We start from the raw sequence: 16,389 nt of genomic DNA on the forward strand, positions 1-16,389 counted from the left end.
CAAAACCGGTTTCCACTTTTGCTGAAAATGCTTTTAATGAAATCAATTTCGGCAAAAACTATAGGCATTTGAATTAAACTTGACTATAGAACTCGTGTTGAATTTTGTCCGGTGCTGTTTCATCTGATTTTTCAGATGCATTGCACAGGATCGCCGGAGATCAGCGGGTTTCCGGTATTGATGTTGCCCCACTCTCCCGCGGGCAACACTTACAGAGCATGTTCTGTGTGACAGCTGGCAGAGCATAAGATTAATGTGACAGATCGTAATGGCTGGCGCAGCTGTTATGATTCAGTGAGATTGAAGATATGAGCGAAGTTATCCGCACAGATGTTGTCATTATCGGTGCCGGTCCTGTCGGGCTGTTTGCTGTGTTTGAACTGGGTTTGTATGACCTGAAATGCCATCTGATTGATATTCTGGATCGTCCGGGCGGCCAGTGTGCCGAGCTTTATCCTGAAAAGCCGATTTATGACATTCCGGCATGGCCGGAAATTTCCGGTCAGATGCTGACCGACAAGCTGATGGAACAGATCAAGCCGTTTTCGCCGCAGTTCCATTTCAACCGTATGGTGACCAAGCTTGAACGTCTGGCAGACGGTTCTTTCCATGTGGAAACCGATGAAGGCGAAGTTTTTGAAACCAAGGTTGTGGTGATTGCCGCCGGTGGCGGTTCTTTCCAGCCGAAGCGTCCGCCGGTACCGGGCATTGAAGCCTATGAAGGCAAAAGCGTTTATTATGCTGTGCGCCGTGTTGAAGCTTTCCGCGATCAGGACGTTGTGATCGTTGGTGGCGGTGACAGTGCTCTGGACTGGGCGCTGAACCTGCAGCCGATCGTAAAAAGCATGACTGTTGTGCATCGTCGTCCGGAGTTCCGCGCGGCACCGGACAGCGTGAAGAAAATGTTCGAGCTGGTTGATGCCGGCAAGATCCGCTTTGAAGTCGGTCAGGTATCCGGTCTTGAAGGTGAAGATGGTGATCTCTCGGGTGTGAAGATCAAGGGTGCTGACGGCGAGACCGTTCTGCCGGCAACACGTATGCTGCCATTCTTCGGTCTGACCATGAAACTTGGCCCGATTGCTGACTGGGGTCTGAACCTGCACGAGAACCTGATTACTGTTGATACCGAGAAGTTTGAAACTTCCGAACCTGGCATTTTCGCCATTGGCGATATCAACTGGTATCCGGGCAAGCTGAAGCTCATCCTCTCCGGTTTCCATGAAGCCGCGCTGATGACACAGGCTGCCAAGCGTATTGTCAGCCCGGGCGAGCGCGTTGTGTTCCAGTACACGACATCGTCGACAAGTCTTCAGAAGAAACTTGGCGTTAGCTAAAAAGCGCTATGCCGGTCTAATGGCCGTCGCTTTTTATATTCGCCGTCGAAGATTGCGGAAACAAAAAACCTGCATTTCGGATGCAGGTTTTTTTTGATCTGTGTTTCCGTGTATTTCTGCTTCTGTGGTGTGCTGTGCTTCAAAAGCAGGGGGTAATACCAAACCAGCCGGAAGATGCGGGTAATGGCCTGAAACAAAAGACACGGCGAAAAGTTTCCTTTTCACCGTGTCTTCCGAACGGGACTGTTATTATCAGTTGTTCAAAGACTGGAGGTCAGAATAACTATTGAACAGCCACGCTTGTTAAGGAGATCCTTTCGAAAAGCTCTCCTTAATATCATTCATCAGAAAGAGCGCTGGAAGCGGATAACCCCGGCCACAGCATCTTTTTCACCACTGAAAATACGAACCGGATGGTCTTTCGTCCATGTGGTGTAGTTGACTTCAGGCGTGATGGTGAAGCCGGGAACCAGCTGATAAGCTATGTTTGCAGCAAGAGCAGTCTTTCCCCAGTCTTCATATGCAGCCTGTAAATTGAAAGCTGCATTGTCCGTTGCTTTGAACTTCGCTCCGCCCCAGACAGCCCAATCGCCGCCCCAGTTGCCGTACATACCGATGTTTTCTTCATAAGAAGCGTAACCGCCTTGTACCCATACTGAGAAAGCGTCCGTTATGTTTACATCAAGGCGAATTTTACCTGCCCATTCTTCCAGATTAGAGTCATAAGCGACACTGCCTGCAATCCCGCCCCATCCCTGTTCGAGTTTCAGACCACCGACAATATGAGGCATATAACTGTCGATACGGTTGTTGAAGTCGCGTTGCAGCCAGAGACCGGAAGCATCATTGTAATAATTGCTTTGTCCTTTATCTCCGCCCTGTTCGAAGGAGATGATCGCTGAGAAACCATTGCCTCCGGCAAAGGTGTAGCTGATCAGATTAGTACGGTAATAACCGGCGGCAACCACATCATCATTGATGATATCACCGAGATAGCCGGTGAAAGTATGAAATGCAGATTCATCTAACCCCAGACGCAGACCGCCAAGCTGCATGTAAGCATAATTAAGGGTGTGACTGCCTTGTGAACCATTTGCAAAATTGAAACGGTTTTCCGTAAACGTTTTCAAGGTACCCAGCTCAGTTTCCGAAGCAGTATATGTTTGCAGAGTGAAGCGGGCCAGCTTATCCCATGTATCTCTTTGCTGACCGTCGGAGTCTTTATAACCCAGTTTACTGCCAGTATAGGGATCATCACCGGCGGTCGCCTGATAGCGGACATAGCCACCGATGCGTAAACATGTTTCAGTTCCCGGAATGTAGAAATAACCGGCACCGTAAGCATCACAGATGCGTACATATTCAACAGCTTCCGGTTCCGGTGCGATGATCGTATCAGCAGCCTGAGCGCCGGATATTGCGACGAGAGTTGCTGCGGAGCTAAGTAAAAGGCTCTTAAGGGTCATGGGGGTCTCTCGCTTGGATTTTTGATTGTAATATTGTTTTAGAGTATAAAATTATGTAAAAAATTAGAGAATTACTCTGTTTAAATTTATTTATTAAATAATTATTAATATATATTATTATTGTTTTTTAATATTATTTATTGATAATCGAATGTATGCTATCTGATGTATTTTTATTTATTTTTGTTATTGCAGGATATGCTTCCCAAAATACGAGTTGTAAACCTTTTTTCTACTGTAGAATATTGCAGGATTGATGCCATCTCCCACAGTGTTTTTATAATGCGTTGGGCTGAACAGCTTGTCTGAGGCATGAATGTTGGAAATGTTATGCAAAACTCTATTTTGAAAATAAAAAAAGCCCTGCAGTTTGAGTGCAGGGCTTTTGGTCTTGCGGGCAGGAATATCAGGATTTTTTCTTTTTCTGTTGTTGCTGCCAGCGTTTTTCGAGGTTTTGGGTCAGAAGCCGCTCAAAGCGGGTTTCAAAATTGATCGTTTCGACTCGGTCAAAATATTGCTGTGCTTTGTCGTGCTTGGCAAAAATCCTGTCAGTGATCTTGTCGACATTAGCGCGCAATTTTACGCAGTCACGCTCATTACGCATGGAGCGGATCTGCCGCTCAAGCTCCGAGGCATGGGAGCGGGCGATGATAATATGGCTTTCTTCGTGCCTGCGGATATCTTTCACCAGCACATCCCAGACCATTCTTGTGTCGGCACTGGCGCGACGCCGGCTCTGCCAGCTTGGCAGTGAGATTGTGGCCGTCACATTGGCGCGGACATCGGAGACACGGCAATATTTGCCGTCGGAGCGATATTTTACACGGGCATCAAAAGCGATTTTTGTCGCGCCCGGATGGCTTTCACCACCATTATTGAGTTTCGGGCCGTTCTTAGCCAGAGATTTATCCAGTTGCTCTGCTGTCGTGCCATAAACCGGAAAGTAGCGATATTTTCGTATCACTGAAGCCGCATCTGCAGTTGTTGAGGCGAGTGTGCCGGATAACAGAACCAGACCGGTGAGGGTAAGCGCGAGAAATTTTCCGGACATTGTCTGTTCCTTTATTGCGGGTGCTTATGGGATGAGCACTCAGAAATTACCGGTTGTAGCACAGATTACGGCAGAATTGTCTTCTGCCGCATTATGCTGTTATCTGCCATTGGCTTTTATCAGTCCATGAAATGTGTAAAGAACTTATGGCTGGTTTGGAAAGCAAAGCAATTTTAAAAGGTTAATTCCGAATATGATTAAGAGTTTCCCTATAAAGAGAGAATGGCGGCTGGCACACGGACGCGTTCTTGAAACGGGTGTCCAGTCGGTAATTATGGGGATTCTCAATATTACTCCGGATTCCTTTTCAGACGGCGGTCGTTACCTGACGCTTGATGCAGCGGTGCGTTCTGCCCGCGCAATGCTGGATGCCGGTGCGGTGATTATTGATGTGGGGGGAGAGTCGACCCGTCCTGATGCGGCAACTGTGACTGCGCAGGAAGAACAGGATCGTGTGCTGCCGGTAATTGAAGCGCTGGCGCGGGAAACAGGATGTCTGATCTCGGTGGACACCTATCGGGCGCAGACTGCAAAATTGGCTGTCGCGGCGGGCGCGCATATAGTGAATGATGTGTGGGGACTACAGAAAGAGCCGGACATTGCCAATCTTGCCGCTGAAACCGGTGCCGGACTGGTAATTATGCATACCGGACGGGACAGGGACGTTGCTGCTGATGTGATTGAAGACCAGCATGTATTTTTAGAGCGCTCTCTGGAGATTGCGTCAGCAGCCGGTGTTGATCAGCGGCAGATCATGCTTGATCCGGGCTTTGGTTTTGCCAAAGACGCGCAGCAGAATGTGGAGCTGATGGCACGATTTGAGCAGTTGCAGAGTTTTGATCTGCCATGGCTGGTCGGCACTTCCCGCAAGCGTTTCACCGGTGCCGTTAGTGGTCGTGAAATTGCCGCGGAAAGAGATGCGGCAACGGCAGCAACCAGTGTTATGCTGCGCCTCAGCGGTGCGGATATTTTTCGCGTACATAATATTGCGCTGAACCGCGATGCGCTGATGATGGCGGATGCGGTTTTAAATGCCGCAGCTCAGCTGAAAAAAGCGTGAACCGGTTTTTCAGAATTGCAGTATAGTCTGCTGACAAATGAGTGGCAGACGATTATGAACTTTGGTTGTGAACAGCTGTTTCATAACGAAAAAGTAAAGAAATGAGGGCTTTTTGTACACGATCCGTATGAAAAATTGCGCATTTTTCGCGCATCACGGCGTTTTTGAAGAAGAAGAAAAGCTCGGCCAGCGTTTCTATGTGGATGTCGTGCTGACGGTCGATCCGGGCGACTCGCTGGATAATGATGATATAGATAAAACAGTGCATTACGGTATTGTCTTCTCCATGATCGAGAAGATTATTACGGGAACTCGCCGCTATCTGATTGAAGCTTTAGCGCTGGATGTTGCCAAGGCGCTGTGTAATGCGTTTCCGCAAATTCAGCATGCAGAGATTACTGTACGTAAACCGAATGCGCCGGTCGCCGGTGTACTGGATTATGTTGAGGTGACGGTCGGGTGGCCGCATAGATGAAAGCACGCGAGGTTCACAAAGCCTGGCTATGTCTGGGCGGTAATATCGGAAATGTTGTGCAGACAATGGCACAGGCGCTGCAACTGCTGGATGAACGGCAGGATGTCAGGGTCATAACCGTTTCGCCGGTTTTCCGTACACCGCCTTGGGGAAATACTGATCAGGATTGGTTTTACAATGCCTGTGCTGAAATCTCGACAATATTGACTCCGCCGGAATTGCTGGAAGTGACCCAGACGATTGAGCGGCGTCTGAAGCGTGTTCGCAGTGAACGCTGGGGGCCGCGCACAATTGATATTGATATGCTGGCTTATGAAAGCGTTTTTGCGCTGGAAATGCCGGATCTGATTTTACCGCATCCGCGCATTGAACAGCGCGCTTTTGTGCTGGTTCCGCTGGCAACAATTGCCCCCGAGCTGAAAATTCGTGGTGAGATTGTCTCTGACCTTCTGCAAAAAGTTGACAGCAGTGAGATACAGCGCCTGAGCTATGGCCATCGCTGGTGGCAGGATACGGGGCTGTAAAATCCCGTTGCTGTCATTCTGCTGTCTTTCCGGCATGGTACCAATCGGCTCAAAATTCAGGAGGGATTATGTACCAGTCAGAAGACCAGTGGAAACAGGTTGACGCCTATATGGCTGAGAAGCTGATTGCGGAGGATCCGGTTATGGATGCCGTGTTGCAGCGCAATGCGGATGCAGGGCTGCCGAACCATGATGTTGCGGTCAATCAGGGCAAGCTGCTTAATCTGTTCGTGCAAATGTGCGGTGCCAGACATGTGCTGGAGATCGGCACTCTCGGCGGCTACAGCACAATCTGGCTGGCGAGGGCGTTGCCTGAGGGCGGCAAGGTTGTGACGCTTGAATATTCCGCAAGACATGCGGAAGTGGCCGCACAGAATATTCAGGCCGCCGGTGTTGCGGAAAAGATAGAAATTCTGATTGGTGCTGCAGCGGAAACCTTACCGCAATTGCAGGATCGTGCGCCGTTTGATTTGATTTTTATTGACGCCGACAAGCCGAATAATCCGGTCTATCTGGAATGGGCACTGAAGCTTTCCCGCAAAGGAACGGTCATTATCGGCGATAATGTCGTGCGCAACGGTGCTGTGACTGATCCGCAATCAGAGGATACCAATGTTATCGGTGTCCGGCGGTTTTTTGATATGATGGCAGCCGAGCCGCGCCTTGAGGCAACAGCTTTGCAAACCGTAGGAACCAAAGGCTGGGACGGTTTTACGCTGGCGATTGTGAAGTGATTGTCTGATATAAAAATGCCCCGAGAGTGAGACTGTCGGGGCTGTTTTTCAGAGCGTTCCAGTTATCACTGAATTGTAGGAACTGCTCTGTCTTTTTTGTTTTTACGCATTATCCTACGCATCGAAGCAGGAAAAGAAATTAGTCCGGCGAACTGATTTCCCTGCGTAGGCGCTTCGCACTTTTGCTGGAAATGCTTTAATTCCGTGCAATGCTGCTGACGGTGCCGCCATCAACGCGCTTCAGGCTCATCCCGACAACCGGCACCATTGTATCTTCAACTTTGACGGATACGGTAACATTCATGGTGTTCTGATCGGTGACGCGTGCCAGCATCGCGCCGTTGAGCTGCTTGCGCGCCAGTGACAGCACTACGCGGTTGCCATTGACCGAACCGGAAGTCACATTCAGGCCTTTGCCTTCTGCACCGTCATTGAAGGTGCCGCTATAGCTTTTGCCGGTGCGCACTACAGTCGCTTTCATCGGTTGTGAAAATACGCCGACGCGGCAGGTGCCGTCGAGCGTCATACCGATGCTGCCATCCGGTGTGGTGCCGGAGAGATTGCAGACAAATTTTGTGCCTTTGTATTTGCCGGCGACAACTTCACCGGGGCCGCTCCACTGACCTTCGACATTACGGAAGAACGCTTCATCCTTATCCGATGCGTGCGCAGAAACAGTGCTGGCCGCAGAAGCGAATAAAATAAGGCAGGCGGCAGTGGCACGTGTAATCATGACAGAACTCTGTTCCGGATAGTTTGAGGGCGGCTTTTCAGTTCTTGCAGAACCTGCATCATCACTTTTCAGGGCGCGAAATGCTGTCAAACAAGATACCAAAACCAGCCCTTATAATCGGCCGGAATGGTTAACAGCTGGTTTCTAACATAATTAAAACGAGGGATAAACCGGCCTCAGACCGGTTTTTTCTGCGTTGTGGCTTTTACGATATCGCTGACAAAGTCACTGATATTTGGTCGTTTTTCCGCGTCAAACGGCAGCGGGCGCACAATATCCATGGCGGAAATGCCGATACGTGCGGTCATCATGCCGTTTATCACACCTTCACCGAGTTTGGCAGAGAGGCGCGAGGCCAGACCCTGACCCAGCAATTGCTGAACCACGCTGTCGCCCATGGCGATGGTGCCGGTGATGGCCAGATGGGCAATCACACTGCGGGCAAGCCGCAAAAAGCCTAAAGAACCAGGGCGACAGCCATAAAGCTCAGAGAGTCGGCGGATCAGCCGTGATGATTCGAAGATTACATAAGCAATATCCACCAACGCCCGCGGACTGACAGCTGTGACGATAGAAACGCGCTTTGCAGCGTTGAGGATCAGCATCCGCGCTTCACGATCCAGCGGATGCAGAATTTCCCGCTCGGTAATGCGGATGAGATCGCGACCGTCGATAATATCACCGCGCAGTGCTTCTAATGTTGTGCGTCCGCGTGCGGTCTGCGGCAGGCTGGCCGCTACTTCCAGCAACCTGTCTGTGACTTTGCGGGCTTTCTCCGCATCATTGCGCTCGGTGGCCTCTGCTGCTGCAAAACGTAGTTCCTGCACTGCGGAGAGGCGGCGTAATGCCAGTCCTTCGCGCACGACCAGTGCAATCAGAGAAGCGAGCGCGATGAGTGCGATGCCGAATGTGAGCCAGCCGAGCCAGTCAGCACGGCTGAACATGGCGCGGATCAGATCCTCAGTCCAGATGCCGACGGCAAAGCTGATTAACAGACCCAGTGCGGTGAAGAACACGCTGCGCAGAGTAAAGCGTCGTTTGATGAGACTTGCAGGTGGCGGGGTCAGTTGCGCACCGGCATCAATCGCCTCCTGTTCGAACACATCGACCGGTTCTGCCGTGACCGCAGACAGGTCGCGGATGGCGACCGGTTTGCGTGGTGTCTGCGGCTGGCTGTCACCTGTCTGTTGCTGGCTGATGCCGGCCTGCGACTCAACGCTAAAGCTCGTGGGTTTTCTTGGCTTATCCGACATGACTGTTCCTTATGCCAGCCGGTCGCCGAGCAAAAACTGCATGGCGCGGTCAAGGCGGATATGCGGAAGCGAGAGATGAATACCATCCAGATCCGCTTTGATCGCCGGTGGTCTGAAGCGGACGAAGCGGATCGGTGCTTCATGCGCACGGTCATGCGGCGACAATTCCGGCTGGTCAAAAATTGCCTGCGCATTGTGCGGCAGATCACCCGGAAAAATCGCTGTTTCTGTTTCACCGTCAAAGACCTCACCGTCGATCACTTCGCCCTTCAGCGGGGTGCCGACGATGACCGGTAATGTATCACCATTCTGGTTGACTGTCGCTTCGCGGGTGGCACGCACTGCGGCCATGGCCAGAACATCAATCTCCGCACCGGACATGTCCGCATTCCTGGCAGCGCGGTCAACCAGTCTGCGCACGATGGCTTCAAGCCGGTTATGGCTTTCATGGTGCAGATGATCGGCTTTGGTCGCCGCAATAAGAATACGGCCAATGCGTTTCTGGATCAGGCCGGTGAAAATATTGGAGCGCCCTGCGCGGAAACAGGCAAGGATTTCGGTGAGTGCGCGCTCCAGATCGCGTACAGCAGCGCCGCCGGCATTAATCGCCTGCATTGCATCAACCAGCACAATCTGACGGTCAAGACGGGCGATATGCTCGCGGAAGAATGGTTTCACCACATGGGTTTTGTAGGATTCATAACGCCGCTCCATCATCGCCGCCAGCGAGCCGGTTTTGAAACTGCCTTCAGGCAAGTCGGGCAAGGGCGCAAAGGTGAGAGCCGGAGAGCCTTCCAGATCACCGGGCATCAGAAAACGCCCCGGCGGCAGGGTGGATAATGCCTGTTCATCGGATTTACCTGCGCGCAAATAATCGGTGAAACTGCGTGCGAGACGTTGCGCCGTCATTTCATCAGCAGGAGCCAGCGCATCAGCAGTTGCAGCTTCCCGCAACCAGTCTCCGGCAAAGCCGAGATGTGCTGTCTCATTGGCGAGCGCAAAGGAATCGCGGGAAAATTCAGCGTAGCTTTTGCCGAGCAAGGGCAGATCCAGCAGCCATTCCCCCGGATAATCGACAATATCAATCGACAGTTTGCCCGCAGAGAGCATACGCCCCCATGAGGAAGCCGACTGATATTCAATTGTCAGGCGTAATTCGGAAATCGCACGGGTGGAATCCGGCCAGATACGGTCTTTTACCAAGGCTGCCAGATGATCTTCATATTGGAAACGCGGGACGGCATCATCCGGCTGCGGCTGGAGATAGGCGCGGGCGATGCGGCCGGATGCATAGGCATCAAACAAGGGCAGGCGTCCGCCCTGTACCAGATTGTGCACCAGTGAGGTGATGAAAACGGTTTTACCAGCACGGGAAAGACCTGTAACACCAAGGCGCAGTGACGGTGTTACTAAGCTGCCGGTGCGCTCCATCAATGTATCAAAAGCAATTTTGGCTTCATCCGTTAAAGTGGTCAGTCTGGCCAAATATGCCCCCGTAAAGACTGTTGATATTCGCTAAGCGCGATATGCTCTGATGTTTAACGCAGTTCCCTGAATATAGGATGTGAAATCCGTAATTGCAGGGTGTTAAATTATTATGCTGATTTATATCCGCATTATCACAGGTATTTATGTTTTATAAACAGACGGTAAGATCTTAATCTTCATGCGGAAGATAAAGAGCTGTCAGTTGTGCATTTTCAGGGGAAAAGGCTGAAAATTCTGCCTGTGTTTTAATTTCGGCCAGTCCGGCAGTAGGGAAACCATAGCCGATCCGCTGTTCAAACTGATGGCTGCTACGCGCAAAGAGTAATGCGCAATCTTCAATACTCGGATTGTGCCCGACAATCAGTGCGCATCGGGATGTATCCGGCACCTGTGTGCGGATTTCCTGAATGTAACCGGCGGCATTGGCACGATAGAGCGAAGGGGCTTCCTGCAATGTGACCGGATGTGCGGGGAGTGTAGTTGCGAGAGCAGTTTTGAAAATATCTGCCGTCTGTCTCGTGCGTGATGCCGGAGAACAGAGGATAAAGTCTGGCAGAATACCTGCATTTATCAGGCGTTTTGCCTGATTTTCAGCATCGGTCTCACCGGCCGAATTCAGGCGCCGGTCAAAATCTTTTCCGCTGCTATCAGGCAGGACGGCTTGGGCGTGGCGAAGGAATAAGATTGTGCGCATATTGGCAATTTTGCAGGTTTTGCACTGAAAAGATAGTGTGCTGAACAGACTGAAAATAAGGGCCGAAAGCGGATTTCGGGTAACTTGTTTGTTACGTTAATAGCGTATTATTTTTGATATTACTGCCGGATCGAGAGGAAAATATATCAAAACAGAAATTTATCCGGTGTTTGCAATAACGAAAATTCTGTAAGTCATGATATAATATTGAGTAATTATATCGTTAATTTTTATGATTTTATTTTTATACATTGATATTTTAAAATAGTGTCATGTGAAAATTTTGTTTTACTTAAGTTGATAGATTATCTTCGTTTTTAAAATTTGCAGATATCTGCTTATATGACTTTAGGATAGGGTCGTTCTTTTTTCAGGTTCAGGTTGAAAATACTTGAGGTGTCATTTTTTCAGGTTGTATCGTGTTGCTTATAGACCTATAAGGCGCTTCGTCTCCTAGGTGTGGGGTGATTCAAAATGAGTGAATTAATCGACCTTAACTACAAGCCCACGGATGACGAACCGTTCATGAATGAACGGCAGAAGTCATATTTCCGTGCCAAGCTAATCGCTTGGAAGAATGACATTTTGCGTGAGGCACGCGAAACGCTGGAAGCATTGCAGCGTGAAAATGCTAATCATCCTGATCTGGCTGACAGGGCCTCATCAGAAACGGATCGGTCTATCGAGCTGCGTGCCCGTGACCGCCAGCGTAAGCTAATCTCCAAAATTGATGCGGCTTTGCTTCGTATTGATGAAGGAACCTATGGTTTTTGTGAGGAAACCGGCGACCCGATCAACCTTAAGCGACTGGATGCTCGTCCGATTGCTACTTTGTCGATCGAAGCGCAGGAACGTCACGAGCGTCGTGAAAAAGTTTATCGCGACGACTAAATTATAGGGTTTTGTGCTTCGCACATACTCGCGAGAAATTAAAAAACGCAGTGCTGGAGGGCGCTGCGTTTTTTTTTGAGCATAATTTAAAAGTATTAGAGCACCGTGTGACAAGTCTGGCACATGGTGCTCTAGAGCATTTCACAGTCAAGTTGGATCAACCTGACGACAGTGATAATGCGACCAAATAAAGAATCTAGAGCGAGCGCTATGAATTCAGTCTGGACGTAAACCGCTCTGGTATCTGCTTTTCGCTTTTCAGAGCTTATTTGCGCGGGGAAATATCCAGCATACCAGATTGCGGCTTTTCTGCAGGTTCCGTTTTCTCTGTGCCTGCGAAATGTTGTTCCATTTCGGACGAGAGCAAGTCTTCAAAAGAAATTTCATTGTCGGATGACAAATCCTTGTCCGACAGGGCATCTGCGACCGCGCTTTCAAGATCAAGCTCAAAATTCGGCTGCGCTGCAGGCTGGGCTGCCGGAGCAGGCGCGGTGCTGAAGGATGGTTCCTGCTGTGCAGGACGTGCGATTTGCGGGGTTGCCCGTTGCAAGACCAGAGGCGTGCCTTCTGCCGTTTTTGCATCAGGACCCGGACGCACATCATCTAGTGAAGGTGAGGTACTGCGATTATCGCGCTTGGCAGCGGCAATCAATTCCTGTTGGGCTGCATTGCTGGCAGCGGCCAGACCGGATGTTGCTGCAACCACGCCACGCGAAACCTGTCCCAGCGGATAAACCGGATGCAGCTTGGGGGCTGTTTCTGCCGGTCGTGCAGCCGGAGCCTGACGCTGCTGTTGCTGGCGGGCAGCGGCCGCTACCTGCTGGGCATGGGTTTGCAAAGGCTGGCTTGGCGCGGCAACAGGTGTTTGCGCAGCAGCGGTCGCCGCAGGACGCGGCTGCTGTGCAGGTGCAGCTTCTGTTTCCGGTTTATAGGCCGGTACGGCAGAAATAATATCAGCAGGAGCAATATTGAGTTCCGGCGTTGCAATCTCCGCAGATATTTGTGAGACAGCAGGAGCAGTTACGATTGCCGGAGCAACCGGAGCGGCCGGTGTCAGCTCTTCCCGCGGACGGGCGCGGGGCGCTGCCTGTTCAGGCTGAGTGCGCTGATGACGGATAATATTTTGCTCAATCACAATATCGGATGGTCCGCCGATCAGGATCAGGTGCTCCACATCATCGCGGCGAACCAATACCAGACGGCGCTGGCCGTCTACGGCGGCGGCATCTGTGACGGTCAGGCGCGGAGCCGCATCATGGTGTTTGGTCACATAGGTTCCGGCTGTCATGCGCTTGATAGCAGCAAAAACAACAAAAACACCTGCCAGAAACAGCGCAAAAAGCCCGATAAAGCTGATTATATGAGCTGTATTCTCGCCCACCAGCCCGCTCAGCCAATCCATCATATTTAATCGTCCTTATAAGAATCATGCAATTTCTGCAGCGTTTCATAAACGCATAATCAGACAAATTGCATAATCGGCTTGTTTTTCAACACGGTTTTCAGACCGTAACGGGTGCTTGAAACCGGTATCCTGTAAAAAAAATCGGAACATAATCTGCATTTGTAAAAACGCATATTGCCCGGAAAGTAAATCTTTAAGCTGAATGAAACTTTAAAACATATTTATCGGCTTGAAAATGCCCGTGACTGACGCCTGTCATAATTAGCAATTAAAGCATTACCAGCAAAAGTGGGAACCGGTTTTGCGGCAGGGAATGCGTCAAGCTAAAAGATAGAGCATTTTCTCTGTTTCAATCAAAACCGGAAATGCTCTATGTCTGTAAATTGCGCAGTTTAACAAGAAAACAGTCCGGAATTAATGGCTTGTGAAGACTGTGCAGGCAATAATGGCATTATGAGATAATTCCATTTGACTGTGAAATACTCTAAAGCATAATTCTGAAAAACCTCATAAGGCTACGCTTTATCAGAATTGTTCAGGCCTGATATCACAAGCCTGATCCGATAGGCCGATGCCCGAAATTGCGGACGACGCATCAGCGACGGATCTGCTGAACCGCCGATGTTACGGCGCAAGAAAAGGGATAATGGGGCTTATGTCTCAGCCATCACGGACACATTCTTTTCCGAAAACCACCGCTCCTGCCAAGAAAAACCCCGCTGCACTCAGATTGCTGACATTGGGTATTCTGCTGATTGCCGTAGCGGGATTATATTTTGTGTTCCGTGAACAATTGGGCGATGCTTTTTTGCTGATCCTGCTCGGCCTGCTGTCGATAATGGGGGTTTTCTGCCTGATCGGCTGGGCAACTGGCCTGATCCAGTTCAGTCCGCGTGAAGATCATGATGATGTGGTTGATACGCTGCTGGATTCCATGCCTGAAGGTACGGTTATCACCGATGCTAAAGGGCATATTGTTTATGCTAATCAGGCCTATGCGCAGATGATGGGTGCGGATAATGCGGCAGAATTGCCGACGCTTGATGCCGTGCTGGCCGGTGAGCCTTCGGCGCTTGAAGCGGTTTATCGCCTGAATAATGCTGTGCGTGACGGTCTGGCGGCACAGGAAGAAATCCGCCTCACCGGCGCCTCGCCGAAGGGGATGGAAGCTGCGGCATGGTATCGTGTGAAAGCACGGCCGGTGATTGCACCGCAGACCAACCCGCTCAGCGAGACCGCAGGACCTTTGTTTGCGTGGCAGATTACCGATATTTCGGAAGAGCGTGCTGAGCAGGAGCGGTTCTTTCAGGATTTGCAGGAAGCAATCGACCATCTGGATCACGCGCCTGCCGGATTTTTCTCAGCTGATGCGCAAGGCCGCATCATTTATATCAATGCCACATTGGCTGAATGGCTGGGAATTGATCTCACCAAATTTACGGCCGGTTCGCTGACCTTGCAGGATATTGTTGCCGGTAACGGCATGTCACTTATTAATGCGGTTCGTGCCGATCCGGGTTCCAGCCGCAATACGGTGATTGATCTTGATTTGACAAAAAGCAACGGCCAGAGCCTTGCTGTGCGCTTTTATCACCGTGTGCAGCAGCCGCGTGACGGTTCGCGCGGCACCAGCCGCACCATTGTGCTGAACCGCGCCGAGGGCAATGATTCCTCCGCTGCACAGCGTTCCGCCGAAGTGCGCTTTACCCGTTTCTTCAATTCCGCACCGATGGCGATTGCTTCGGTGGATGTGAATGGCCGTATCCTTTCGACCAATGCGCGTTTTTTAGATATTTTCGGCTCTGACGTGGATCGTGATACGCTGGACAAACAGATTTCTCTGGAAAGCGTGGTGCATCCGCGTGACCGTGAGACGATTTCCCGTGCGCTGGCATCTGCCTTTGCGGGACAGGCGACGATTTCGCCGATTGATACGGTTTTGCCGGGTAATGATGAACGTCATATCCGTTTCTATGTCAGTCCTGTGTCAGATATCGGCGGCGAGGCAATAGAAGAAGCAGCGATTGTTTCTGCGGTGGAAACCACAGAACAGAAGGCGCTGGAAGGCCAGATGGCGCAGAGCCAAAAAATGCAGGCTGTCGGCCAGCTTGCAGGCGGTATTGCTCATGACTTCAACAACGTGCTGACAGCCATTATCATGTCGTCGGATCTGCTGCTGAGCAATCACCGTGCGTCTGATCCGTCATTTCCTGATATCATGAATATCAAGCAGAATGCCAACCGTGCCGCCTCGCTGGTGCGCCAGTTGCTGGCCTTCTCGCGTCGTCAGACTTTGCGTCCCGAAGTGCTTGATCTCACCGATGTTCTGGCTGATCTGCGTATGTTGCTGGCGCGCCTTGTCGGTACGGATATTGCCCTGAAAATCGAACATGGCCGTGATCTGTGGCCGGTGAAAGCTGATCTTGGTCAGTTTGAGCAGGTTGCCGTGAATCTCGTGGTCAATGCCCGTGATGCGATGCCGGATGGCGGAACGATTACAATCCGCACCCGCAATGTTGAAGAAGCCGAGACCGTTGCGCTTGGCTATCGCGAATTGCCGCAGGCAGATTATGTGCTCTATGAAGTTGAAGATTCGGGTACCGGTATTCCGTCGGATATTCTTGCCAAGATTTTCGAGCCGTTCTTTACGACTAAAGAAGTAGGCAAGGGTACAGGTCTTGGCCTGTCGATGGTCTATGGCATTATCAAACAGACCGGCGGCTTCATCTTCTGTGACTCGACACTGGGTAAAGGCACGGTCTTCCGTATCTATCTGCCACGTTTCATTGAAGAAAAAGCACCGGTTATACTGGATGCCAATGGCATGCCCGAGGAGCAGGCCATTGTGGCCAAAAAGCCTGCCGCTGTTGAAAAGAAAGCAGAAAAACAGGCTGATCTGTCCGGTTCCGCAACCGTCTTGCTGGTTGAGGATGAGGATGCGGTGCGCATGGGCGGTGTCCGCGCATTGCAGACCAGAGGTTACACAGTTCACGAGGCATCGTCCGGCGTTGAAGCGCTGGAAGTGTTGGAAGAACTGGAAGGCAAGGTCGATATTATCGTTTCCGATGTGGTTATGCCGGAAATGGATGGTCCTACGCTGTTAAGAGAGTTGCGCAAATCCTATCCAAACATTAAGTTTATTTTCGTTTCAGGCTATGCTGAAGATGCTTTTGCAAAGAATCTGCCTGAAGACGCTCAATTCGGGTTCCTTCCGAAGCCATTCTCCCTGAAGCAGCTGGCAACCGCTGTGAAGGAGATGCTGGAAAAGGAAGACTGAGTGT

General features: G+C 50.7%; 14 protein-coding genes. 7 read left to right on the forward strand and 7 right to left on the reverse strand.

The window, feature by feature from the left end:
- Positions 1 to 308: 308 nt before the first annotated feature.
- A complete protein-coding gene (locus tag HBA93_RS12375) occupies positions 309 to 1,334 on the forward strand; it encodes an NAD(P)/FAD-dependent oxidoreductase (RefSeq protein WP_121993137.1) in 1,026 nt (341 codons plus the stop codon).
- A gap of 344 nt (positions 1,335 to 1,678) precedes the next feature.
- On the opposite strand, the gene HBA93_RS12380 is transcribed toward HBA93_RS12375, so the two are convergent.
- Entirely contained in the window at positions 1,679 to 2,800 is a 1,122-nt protein-coding gene (locus HBA93_RS12380) for a porin (RefSeq protein WP_221723466.1), read from the reverse strand.
- Between the two features lie 406 nt (positions 2,801 to 3,206).
- Positions 3,207 to 3,851 carry a DUF922 domain-containing Zn-dependent protease gene (locus tag HBA93_RS12385; protein WP_221723467.1) on the reverse strand — a complete coding sequence of 215 codons (645 nt, stop codon included), beginning with the start codon at positions 3,849 to 3,851 and terminating at the stop codon, positions 3,207 to 3,209.
- Between the two features lie 193 nt (positions 3,852 to 4,044).
- Between HBA93_RS12385 and folP the strand changes: the two genes are divergently transcribed.
- The 4 genes from folP (at position 4,045) to HBA93_RS12405 (ending at position 6,644) form a co-directional block, all read left to right on the forward strand.
- Positions 4,045 to 4,911, forward strand: a complete 867-nt coding sequence (gene folP, locus HBA93_RS12390; RefSeq protein ID WP_221723468.1) for a dihydropteroate synthase — start codon at positions 4,045 to 4,047, stop codon at positions 4,909 to 4,911.
- Between the two features lie 112 nt (positions 4,912 to 5,023).
- A complete protein-coding gene (gene folB / locus HBA93_RS12395; RefSeq protein WP_121993141.1) occupies positions 5,024 to 5,386 on the forward strand; it encodes a dihydroneopterin aldolase in 363 nt (120 codons plus the stop codon).
- Positions 5,383 to 5,910, forward strand: coding sequence for a 2-amino-4-hydroxy-6-hydroxymethyldihydropteridine diphosphokinase (folK, locus tag HBA93_RS12400; protein ID WP_075654932.1), 528 nt, complete (start codon positions 5,383 to 5,385; stop codon positions 5,908 to 5,910). Before folB ends, folK begins: the two co-directional genes overlap by 4 nt.
- A 68-nt stretch (positions 5,911 to 5,978) precedes the next feature.
- Positions 5,979 to 6,644 (forward strand): O-methyltransferase, encoded by a 666-nt coding sequence (locus HBA93_RS12405; RefSeq protein WP_221723469.1) that lies wholly within the window; start codon positions 5,979 to 5,981, stop codon positions 6,642 to 6,644.
- Between the two features lie 196 nt (positions 6,645 to 6,840).
- Here HBA93_RS12405 and HBA93_RS12410 read toward each other — a convergent pair whose 3' ends face one another.
- From HBA93_RS12410 to HBA93_RS12425, 4 genes are all read right to left on the reverse strand, one after another.
- Positions 6,841 to 7,377, reverse strand: a complete 537-nt coding sequence (locus HBA93_RS12410; protein WP_210307606.1) for a hypothetical protein — start codon at positions 7,375 to 7,377, stop codon at positions 6,841 to 6,843.
- 176 nt (positions 7,378 to 7,553) lie between these two features.
- Complete coding sequence (locus HBA93_RS12415; RefSeq protein WP_221723470.1) at positions 7,554 to 8,630, reverse strand: YcjF family protein; 1,077 nt, start codon at positions 8,628 to 8,630, stop codon at positions 7,554 to 7,556.
- Between the two features lie 9 nt (positions 8,631 to 8,639).
- A complete protein-coding gene (locus tag HBA93_RS12420) occupies positions 8,640 to 10,115 on the reverse strand; it encodes a YcjX family GTP-binding protein (protein ID WP_221723471.1) in 1,476 nt (491 codons plus the stop codon).
- Between the two features lie 172 nt (positions 10,116 to 10,287).
- Positions 10,288 to 10,812 (reverse strand): SixA phosphatase family protein, encoded by a 525-nt coding sequence (locus HBA93_RS12425; protein ID WP_221723472.1) that lies wholly within the window; start codon positions 10,810 to 10,812, stop codon positions 10,288 to 10,290.
- 474 nt (positions 10,813 to 11,286) lie between these two features.
- Here HBA93_RS12425 and dksA point away from each other — a divergent pair, with 474 nt between their 5' ends.
- Complete coding sequence (dksA, locus tag HBA93_RS12430) at positions 11,287 to 11,703, forward strand: RNA polymerase-binding protein DksA (protein WP_022709440.1); 417 nt, start codon at positions 11,287 to 11,289, stop codon at positions 11,701 to 11,703.
- Between the two features lie 265 nt (positions 11,704 to 11,968).
- On the opposite strand, the gene HBA93_RS12435 is transcribed toward dksA, so the two are convergent.
- The gene (locus tag HBA93_RS12435; protein WP_221723473.1) at positions 11,969 to 13,108 is read right to left on the reverse strand and encodes a flagellar biosynthetic protein FliO; all 1,140 of its coding nucleotides are present in this window, start codon (positions 13,106 to 13,108) and stop codon (positions 11,969 to 11,971) included.
- Positions 13,109 to 13,763: 655 nt separating this feature from the next.
- Here HBA93_RS12435 and cckA point away from each other — a divergent pair.
- On the forward strand, positions 13,764 to 16,385 hold the full coding sequence (gene cckA, locus HBA93_RS12440) for a cell cycle histidine kinase CckA (protein WP_221723474.1): 2,622 nt from the start codon (positions 13,764 to 13,766) through the stop codon (positions 16,383 to 16,385).
- The last annotated feature ends 4 nt before the right edge of the window (positions 16,386 to 16,389 follow it).

Source organism: Ochrobactrum sp. SFR4, assembly GCF_019730395.1.
Lineage (GTDB): Bacteria > Pseudomonadota > Alphaproteobacteria > Rhizobiales > Rhizobiaceae > Pseudochrobactrum.